Origin of the sequence: Asaia prunellae JCM 25354 (assembly GCF_000613885.1) — a bacterium.
In the GTDB taxonomy this organism is placed as follows: Bacteria; Pseudomonadota; Alphaproteobacteria; order Acetobacterales; family Acetobacteraceae; genus Asaia; species Asaia prunellae.
This window is the reverse complement of sequence record NZ_BAJV01000022.1, coordinates 25,387-33,350: the sequence shown is the minus strand read 5'-3', so window position 1 is coordinate 33,350 and position 7,964 is coordinate 25,387. Positions and strand designations below refer to the sequence as shown.

Genomic DNA, 7,964 nt, shown 5'->3' with positions numbered 1-7,964 from the left:
TATGTAGCTGTGCTGCTGACGAAGCTGCCTCTATCAGTGATCGTGATTATACCGCGAAACCGGGCGCAATCACGACTCCGACACAGACAGGATAGGCTATTGCATTGATCTGTCTGCCCCTGTGCAATGACGAGGCATGAGTCTTTTGATGGCTTGGTTTGATGCCGAGGACAGATTGAGACAGGGGTGAGGAGAATATAATGTCAAAGGCATATGACTTTGATCTCATTGTAATCGGTAGTGGTCCTTCCGGACGACGTGCGGCAGTGCAGGCAGCCAAACTGGGCCGTTCTGTTCTGGTTATAGAAGAGCAGCACAGAGTAGGCGGCGTATCCGTACATGAAGGCACTATTCCCTCGAAAACACTGCGTGAGACTGTACTGAATCTGACGGGGTGGCGGGAGCGTGGCTTTTATGGTCAATCCTACCGCGTCAAATCCGAGATCACAGCAAATGATCTTCGTATGCGTCTCTCAAAGACACTCGACTTTGAAGTGGATATCCTTGAACATCAATTCGCCAGAAACACGGTCCGTGTGCAGCATGGACGTGGGCGCTTTCTTGACTCTCACCGCATAGAAATTGAAGCAAAGGATGGTGCGACTTCAGTTGTCTCGGGTGAAAAAATACTGATCGCAGTTGGCACAAGGCCGCATCGACCAAATGATGTCCCTTTTGACGACAAGATTATATTTGATAGCGATGCTATCGTGCATCTGGACGAACTGCCACGCTCTTTGATTGTTGTTGGTGCAGGTGTCATTGGCATTGAATACGCAACAATATTCAATGCTCTGGATATCCGCGTGACAATTATTGATGCCAGAGAGGATATTCTCGGGTTTATTGATCGTGAGGTGGTTGCAGAACTCATGCACTGGCTTCGTGATCTTGGTGTCCATTTCAGGTTGGGGATGAAGCTGGAGTCGATTCAGATGGAGGCTGGCCAGCCGGTTGCCATTCTTGAAGGTGGTCGTCGTGTGCGTGGAGATATGCTCCTCTATACCGGAGGACGCTCTGGTGCGACAGACACGCTCAACCTGTCAGCATGCGGTCTGGAAGCGGATGCGCGTGGGCGACTTAAAGTCGATCCGCAAACCTTTCAGACTGATGTTCCACATATTTATGCAACCGGAGATGTAATCGGCTTTCCCTCACTGGCTTCGACTTCGATGGAACAAGGAAGGCTTGCCGCCTATCACGCGTTTACACATGGGTGATGCATGCTCCTCAGCACTTTCCCTATGGTATTTACTCTGTACCCGAAATATCGACCGTTGGAATGAGCGAGGAAGAGGTTCGCAAAGCCGGTCTGCCCTATGAATGTGGCATTGCGAGACTGCGTGAAACATCCCGTGGCCACATCATGGGCATACGTGGTGGTATATTGAAAATAATCATTGCTCTAGAGGATCATAGAATCCTTGGCGTCCATATCATAGGTGAGGGTGCTACCGAGCTTATCCACATTGGACAGGCCGTCATCAATCTGGGTGGAACGATAGACTATTTTATCGATGCCACTTTCAATTATCCGACTCTCGCCGAGGCCTATAAAACTGCGGCTCTCGATGCGTGGAATCGAATTACTCCAAGACAGGAAATAGCAGTTCCTTAAGTGTAACGGTTAACCAGGTGCCCGTTTTCAGGATTCTGCAATCATAAGGTGCAAGTCCTGTGTCTCAGAAAAGGACATGTTCAAGTCTGGATTGAATTTCCGTGAACATGTCCATCTGCTGTTACAACAAGCAGGTGATCACCTACCCACTCAGCCAAGAATATTTCTTTCGGATCATTCAGGCCCATTTTGGTCAGTTCATTCTCAAGCCAGACTTGGCTGCGATCAAGAATCTTGAGCTCGGCTTCCAGAATCTCTCCGCGATGAATGAGAAAACGCGATGGTTTTTTAGCTTCCTCTTTCATGATGACACTGACATGACCTGTTGTCTCGATTTGCGCGAAGTCGATATTGTCGAAGCTGAAGATATTTTGCATACGCAAAGCCGTTGCAATATCTTTGATATCAATACGGCTGGCATTTTCCTTGAAACTTTCTATCAGAAAACGTCCATTACGAATAATTGTGATAGGCTCTCCAATAGTGCGCTTACGCAGGCCTGGAATCTTTCGAGAAAGTGCATTAAATATGGACATGAGAATAATACATAGTATCAAAAGGGCAATGTAATGTAGAATAGGTAGTTTGTCATTGTAGAGAATGCCTCCTACGACACCTCCAAGAATGAAATTTCCTACCAGATCGACTGACGTCATCATGCAATCTGGTTCCGCCCTGTGACATTCAGATAGGAAATGATCAGAGCAAATCCGATGACAAGCTTTAGAATGACCCAGAGATAGAGGGTAATCATGCGGATTTAGTCCTTCTGCGAATAATGAGTTGATTTCAACATGCTTACCCAGAAGAAGTTCATTTCGCTGTCTGAAGTAAAATCCCGCGTAAGAACGCTGAAATCGGATTATGAATAATATTATATTTGATCGCATCATATATCCTACAGGGGATTTTAAGATCGTGCAGAACGCTCCTGTCAATTGGAAGGAGGGTATATTTTATTCATTATATATGAACCGACAATTATTTGCAGTTCGTATGGGTATTGGAACGAGATCTCGATTATTCCCTGACTGGTAATGAAAAGCATATGCTCTGTGAAAGGGGATGTATCATGCTTTTTTCAGGAACCTCGTTAAACGGTTCCGTCTGAGAATGACATGCGGCACGATAGGAGAGGTGTGTCGTATGATTGGATCGGGGCTTTCTCGCATGGTCAGACCTGCAAATCGATTGCCGACAACCCAGGCACCGACCGAGGCCGTCACGCCATCTATGCGATGATCGGCGAATTCCTGGTATATTTTACGGTAAGCGCCATAAGTGCCGGTTTCTGCACAGATCTGTCTGCCGTTTTTTATAATGCGGATGTTTTCGCCACCACGCGCATGGATCGGTTTTTCGACGTAGGCTCTGTTCCGTCCAAAAAAGCTTTTATCGGGAGTATAGCCGGCGGCGAGCAGGTTCGGGTGTCCTGGATGACGTCGCCATAAAGCGGGCAGGAGGGCCTTGTTGGATAGCAGGGCTGTCCATGGTGGATTGAGAAAACTGCAGCCACAGTCTCGCAAAAAGCGCGCGCCTCTATCCCTAAACATCAGCTCCCAAGGATACATGCGTATCATGCTGTTCACGATCCGGCCTTTATGCAGAAAACGCCCACTGGTGGTAATTTCAAGATCCTTCAACTCGCAATGAACAGCTGTCAGTCCGGCTTGTCTGACCCAGCGTTCGTAATAAAGGGCGTGTGTGGCATCCTCGAGATTGTCCGGGTAGGGTGTAATATGGACGATCTGATCAATACGACCCTCTGCATGAAGGTGCGCAAGGCGTGAGATGAGTGCCGATGCGTTCAGTGGAGCCTGGTCATGAGGCTGACCGCGTTGAGCGTGCCAGGTAACCTGCATCTGGGTGCTCTCAGGGAGCGTGGCGGGTGTATCAGCGTTATATTCGATCAGTTTTGGCTGACCGTGACACCAGGCCAGATCGAACCGACCGATCAGAAACGGATCGCGTCGGTACCAGGAGTCACGTATATAGCCTTGTAAATCACGCGGAATATGAAATTCATCCAGCCCGTCGGGACGTCGAACAGCTTCGGCAACAAGCTCCATGCACAGGGCATGCAGCCTCTCGGCCGTTCTGGTGACAAGCGCCAGTGCTGCGGCATCGAGTTCGTAACAGACATCCTCTCTCCAGGCATGGCTGCCATCAGCATTACGATAATAATGATAACCGATACGATCGGCCTGCTGCATCCAGTCCGGGCGTGGTATCGAAGAAACGCGACGGAGCCGTACCAAGGTACCTACTCGCCACCACCAGAATGGAAGGCGGCGCTTTCACCAAACCCGGCATGACCCGCCGATCTGGCCTCTTCGCCTGTTTCTGCACGCTGTCTCCCGCCTGACCAGAAGCCGGCACTGCTATGGCTATAATGCGAACAGTTTTCCTGGTCACGATCATTGCCATGTGTGCAGGGACGAGATCCGGCAGAAGGGTTTGGTGCGGTGATCCTGGGGAAAATGACCGCAGCGCCAGCAAAAAATACGATCAGGCCTAAACCGAATCTACCCGTTGTTTTTCTGTTCATCATCCCGACACACATGGAAAAATGTCTATTACCTCTGTATGCGCAACATCCTGGTTTGGGAAGCAACTGTACTGAATTAGATATAATATTTGATGAGAATAATGATATTTCTGATCGTCAGCGAAGAAAGGGAGATACGAATTAATTCAGCAAAAGGTATTATGTGTAGTATTCTGTCTGGGCACACACCGCTCTACGCAAGGATAAGGGGTATTCATCCTTCCTGGGAGGGTAGTTCGGGGCGAGCGCCTTTCAGGACGATATCGACAAATTGCAGGGCCTGTTGGGAACGTTCGCCGGTGACGGCGCAGATGCCATAGATCGCACGTAATAAATCAGGCGGGTCGATATCATCTCGAATATCCCCTGTTTGCACAGCGGATGCTGTCAGTCGGGTTATTGCCTCGCTGATGGGGGTGCCTGTGCGGGCATAAAATGCCGAGCTACCGCCTGAAAGCGTGTTCAGAACAGGCCCCATAGCGTGTTTCGTGGCTGCATATTTCACGAAAAGACGCAGCCAGCTGCGCAGAGCCTCAAGAGGTTCATGCTGTGAGGCAAGATATTCTGCCGCCTCGACGAGCTGATTACGTTCGTCTTCATAAACAGCTTCGATCAGGGCCTCACGATCGGCGAAATGGCGATAGAGCGTTCCCACACCGACACCGGCAAGGGCCGCTATAGCATCCATGCGGATATTGCTGTCACCGGCCATGAAGGCCGCGCGGGCAGCAGCAAGCAGGGCTTTGCGACTACGTTGGCTATCAGCCCGCGGTCGTTTCGGCCTTGTGATACCGGGCATGGCTTCTCCCTCTTGATAAACGGAATCATATTCCGTATCTATAAAAACGGAATATGATTCCGTTTAATGTCAGTCCTGTCAGTTCACCGGAAATGACATTCCTTTCTGCCCCAAGAGGCCCCTCATGTCCCGTTCATTCACAGCCTACTCTACTACCGATGAGGTTCTGGCCGGCGTTTCGCTGGCCGGCAAGCGCTATCTGGTTACCGGTGTTTCCGCCGGACTGGGAGTTGAAACTGCAAGGGTGCTCGTTGCTCACGGCGCTCAGGTTGTCGGCACGGCGCGAGATCTGGAAAAAGCGCGTCGTGCTCTTGCAGGCATTGATCCGGCATTGATGACCCTGGAGGCGCTGGATCTTGCTGACCTTGCCAGTGTCAGAGAGTGTGCCGACCGGCTTATGGCAAAAGGCGTATCCTTCGATGCGATTATCGCCAATGCCGGTGTGATGGCGACGCCATTCGGTCATACGAAAGATGGTTTTGAAACCCAGTTTGGGACCAATCATCTTGGTCATTTCGTATTGGTGAACCGGATCATCAAACTCATGAAACCTGGTAGTCGCGTCATTATGGTTTCGTCTGCAGGTCACCGCTTTGCTGACGTTGATCTGGAGGATCCGAATTTCGAGCAGACTGAATACACGCCCTTTGCGGCTTATGGGCGGTCCAAAACAGCCAATATCCTTTTTGCGATCGCACTGGATGACCGTTACAGCGGGCGCGGAATTCGCGCCGCAGCTGTACATCCGGGAGGCATTGCAACCGAACTTGTGCGTCATTTGCCTGAAGGGGCGCTTGACGCCATGCTTGCCGATATCAGTCGTCAGGAAGCGGAGGAGGGACGGCCGCCTTACAGGCTCAAGACTATTCCTCAGGGCGCGGCGACGGCGGTCTGGGCGGCCACCATAGCTGACCCGGCTGAAATCGGCGGACGCTATGGCGAAAACTGTGCGGTTAGCCCGGTTGTTTCGGAGGGCCCTCTTAGTATCGCATGCCCTGGGGTGCGACCCTATGCCGTGAACCTGGATCGTGCTGCAAAACTCTGGGCGCTGAGCGAGAAGATGGTCGGTGAGAAATATGGTCTGTCCTGACCTCTAATCGCATCCGGTTTCTGTCTTCTGGATGCCGGGCATGTGAACAGTCCGTGAATGGCCTGGCATCAAACAACTATATTTTTCGTTAGAGGATCATTAATTTCCTTTCCGTATTGATGCGGATAGTTAATATTGTCCTGCCTCCTGTTATCGTCAGCAGAAGGATGCACAAGGGCGTATTAACGTGTCATCAGGTTTCTTGAGACTCGCTGTTCCAGCTCTCATTTCCACAGGTATGGCGATGAGTACCGCCTCTGGCGCTACGCTTCCGTTGGGTTATGAGCCGACTGTTTCGGCTCGTGTTGGTACGCTCGGTATCGGACCGGAAGTGAGTGTGCGTATTCCCCATTCACACTGGGGTTTTCGCGGGAACATGAATTTCTTCACCTATAACGATTCCTCTATCTATCGTCATCGCTTTACTGACAGTAATCCCAGGACCGGTTACGATCTCGATGCAGAATTCGGAGGGTCATTCCGCTTCTTCAATGGCGGGTTGACGACGGATTTCTATCCCCTTGGCACAGGGTTTCGTTTATCGCTCGGTGTCTACGGGGTGGGTAATCGTGTAACCGCCAACGCAACGCCGAATGGCGCTGCACGCATTGGCCGCACGGTTTATAATGTGCAGGATGCCGGACGGGTCGCGCTCAAGATTCTTCCCAATCAGGTCGCGCCTTATGTTGGCTTTGGCTATGCCGGACGTATTGTGAGCAATATCGTGTTTTCGATTGATGCCGGTATTCTCGCTGAAGGCGATCCTCGTGTTTCCATGACGACCGAGGGGCCTGCTGCCGCGCTGCCCTCTTTTACACAAAACGTGGAAAAAGAGAGACGCCGGATTGCCCATGACATCAATGTACCTGTTTATCCTGTACTCGAGCTTGGCCTGGGGTACCGTTTCTGAAGCAGGTCAGAGATATGATAGCCATTCGCAAGGGTTGTCGTCCGGTGCAGGAGCCATGTTCAGGAGGCTCCTGCTTTTCCGGTTCCCTGTTTCAGGCTCTGCGCTGATTATAGACGTCCACGCAGACAGCCCCCAGCAGGACCAGTCCTTTAAGTACTTGCTGATAATCTATGCCAATACCCAGAATCGACATGCCGTTATTCATCAGTCCCATGATCAGCGCACCGATGACGGCGCCGCCAACGCGGCCGACGCCGCCATAGGCTGAAGCACCGCCGATGAAACAGGCGGCAATGACATCAAGTTCGAAACCGAGGCCGGCCTTGGGGGTGGCTGTGTTCAGTCGGGCTGCGAAGATCAGTCCTCCAAGGGCGGCCAGTACGCCCATATTCACGAAAGTCAGGAAGGTCAGGCGTTCTGTACGAATGCCCGAGAGCTTCGCAGCGCGCACATTGCCGCCCACGGCATAGATCTGTCGCCCGATTGTCGTGCGGCTTGTGACGAAGCTGTAGAGGCCGATCAAGAGTGCCATGATGATCAGCACATTGGGCAGGCCGCGATAACTGGCAATCAGCGTCGCAAGATAGACTATAATCCCGAATACAGCGAGGTTCTTGCCAATGAAAAGGGGCAGAGGTTCGATCTCGATTCCGTTGCGCTCATAGCGTGCCCGGTTGCGCAAGGAAGCGATTACCATGGCCGCGCCTGCAAATATGCCCAGAAGCAGCGAGGTCATGTTGTAATGACCAAGCCTGGGAAGGAATTCGGGAATGAAGCCAGAGGAAAGTTTCTGGAAGACGCTTGAGAACGGCCCCAGCGACTGACCGCCCAGAAGCGCCAGAGCCAGGCCCTTGAAAACAAGCATACCCGCTAGGGTAACAATGAAAGAAGGGATCTTGAAATAGGCGATCCAGTAGCCTTGCGCGGCACCGATCAGGGCTCCTGTTGCGAGACAGGTAAGGGTTGTGACCAGAAAATTGCAGTGCAGCTGCACCATCA

The 7,964-nt window shown here is 51.5% G+C and carries 9 protein-coding genes; 4 read left to right on the top strand and 5 right to left on the bottom strand.

Annotation, left to right across the window (positions count from 1 at the left end):
* Positions 1 to 200: 200 nt before the first annotated feature.
* Together JCM25354_RS19390 and JCM25354_RS22810 are read left to right on the top strand one after the other, a co-directional pair.
* The gene (locus tag JCM25354_RS19390; RefSeq protein WP_243444099.1) at positions 201 to 1,220 is read left to right on the top strand and encodes an FAD-dependent oxidoreductase; all 1,020 of its coding nucleotides are present in this window, start codon (positions 201 to 203) and stop codon (positions 1,218 to 1,220) included.
* Positions 1,221 to 1,282: 62 nt separating this feature from the next.
* Entirely contained in the window at positions 1,283 to 1,618 is a 336-nt protein-coding gene (locus tag JCM25354_RS22810) for an NAD(P)/FAD-dependent oxidoreductase (RefSeq protein WP_243444098.1), read from the top strand.
* A gap of 80 nt (positions 1,619 to 1,698) precedes the next feature.
* Here the strand turns inward: JCM25354_RS22810 and JCM25354_RS14720 are convergent, their stop codons facing one another.
* The 4 genes from JCM25354_RS14720 to JCM25354_RS14700 all read right to left on the bottom strand — a co-directional run bounded on the left by JCM25354_RS14720 (position 1,699) and on the right by JCM25354_RS14700 (position 4,965).
* Entirely contained in the window at positions 1,699 to 2,277 is a 579-nt protein-coding gene (locus JCM25354_RS14720; RefSeq protein ID WP_025886607.1) for a DUF421 domain-containing protein, read from the bottom strand.
* Positions 2,274 to 2,372 (bottom strand): hypothetical protein, encoded by a 99-nt coding sequence (locus JCM25354_RS23620; protein ID WP_369345804.1) that lies wholly within the window; start codon positions 2,370 to 2,372, stop codon positions 2,274 to 2,276. The genes JCM25354_RS14720 and JCM25354_RS23620 overlap by 4 nt, the downstream gene beginning before the upstream one ends.
* 316 nt (positions 2,373 to 2,688) lie before the next feature.
* Entirely contained in the window at positions 2,689 to 3,876 is a 1,188-nt protein-coding gene (locus JCM25354_RS14710; RefSeq protein WP_025886606.1) for a glutathionylspermidine synthase family protein, read from the bottom strand.
* A gap of 504 nt (positions 3,877 to 4,380) precedes the next feature.
* Entirely contained in the window at positions 4,381 to 4,965 is a 585-nt protein-coding gene (locus tag JCM25354_RS14700) for a TetR/AcrR family transcriptional regulator (RefSeq protein ID WP_025886603.1), read from the bottom strand.
* A gap of 124 nt (positions 4,966 to 5,089) precedes the next feature.
* On the opposite strand from JCM25354_RS14700, the gene JCM25354_RS14695 reads away from it, so the two are divergent.
* A complete protein-coding gene (locus tag JCM25354_RS14695) occupies positions 5,090 to 6,055 on the top strand; it encodes an SDR family NAD(P)-dependent oxidoreductase (protein ID WP_025886601.1) in 966 nt (321 codons plus the stop codon).
* Positions 6,056 to 6,299: 244 nt separating this feature from the next.
* Positions 6,300 to 6,965, top strand: a complete 666-nt coding sequence (locus JCM25354_RS14690; RefSeq protein WP_148301551.1) for a hypothetical protein — start codon at positions 6,300 to 6,302, stop codon at positions 6,963 to 6,965.
* A 91-nt stretch (positions 6,966 to 7,056) separates the two neighbouring features.
* Here the strand turns inward: JCM25354_RS14690 and JCM25354_RS19385 are convergent, their stop codons facing one another.
* The gene (locus JCM25354_RS19385; protein WP_279379588.1) at positions 7,057 to 7,962 is read right to left on the bottom strand and encodes an ABC transporter permease subunit; all 906 of its coding nucleotides are present in this window, start codon (positions 7,960 to 7,962) and stop codon (positions 7,057 to 7,059) included.
* Positions 7,963 to 7,964 lie beyond the last annotated feature (2 nt).

Bases quoted from the DNA above. Each gene is read 5' to 3' on its own strand.
- JCM25354_RS19390 (WP_243444099.1), top strand. From the start codon at position 201: ATGTCAAAGGCATATGACTTTGATCTCATTGTAATCGGTAGTGGTCCT.
- JCM25354_RS22810 (WP_243444098.1), top strand. From the start codon at position 1,283: ATGAGCGAGGAAGAGGTTCGCAAAGCCGGTCTGCCCTATGAATGTGGC.
- JCM25354_RS14720 (WP_025886607.1), bottom strand. From the start codon at position 2,277: ATGATGACGTCAGTCGATCTGGTAGGAAATTTCATTCTTGGAGGTGTC.
- JCM25354_RS23620 (WP_369345804.1), bottom strand. From the start codon at position 2,372: ATGATTACCCTCTATCTCTGGGTCATTCTAAAGCTTGTCATCGGATTT.
- JCM25354_RS14700 (WP_025886603.1), bottom strand. From the start codon at position 4,965: ATGCCCGGTATCACAAGGCCGAAACGACCGCGGGCTGATAGCCAACGT.
- JCM25354_RS14695 (WP_025886601.1), top strand. From the start codon at position 5,090: ATGTCCCGTTCATTCACAGCCTACTCTACTACCGATGAGGTTCTGGCC.
- JCM25354_RS14690 (WP_148301551.1), top strand. From the start codon at position 6,300: ATGAGTACCGCCTCTGGCGCTACGCTTCCGTTGGGTTATGAGCCGACT.
- JCM25354_RS19385 (WP_279379588.1), bottom strand. From the start codon at position 7,962: ATGGTGCAGCTGCACTGCAATTTTCTGGTCACAACCCTTACCTGTCTC.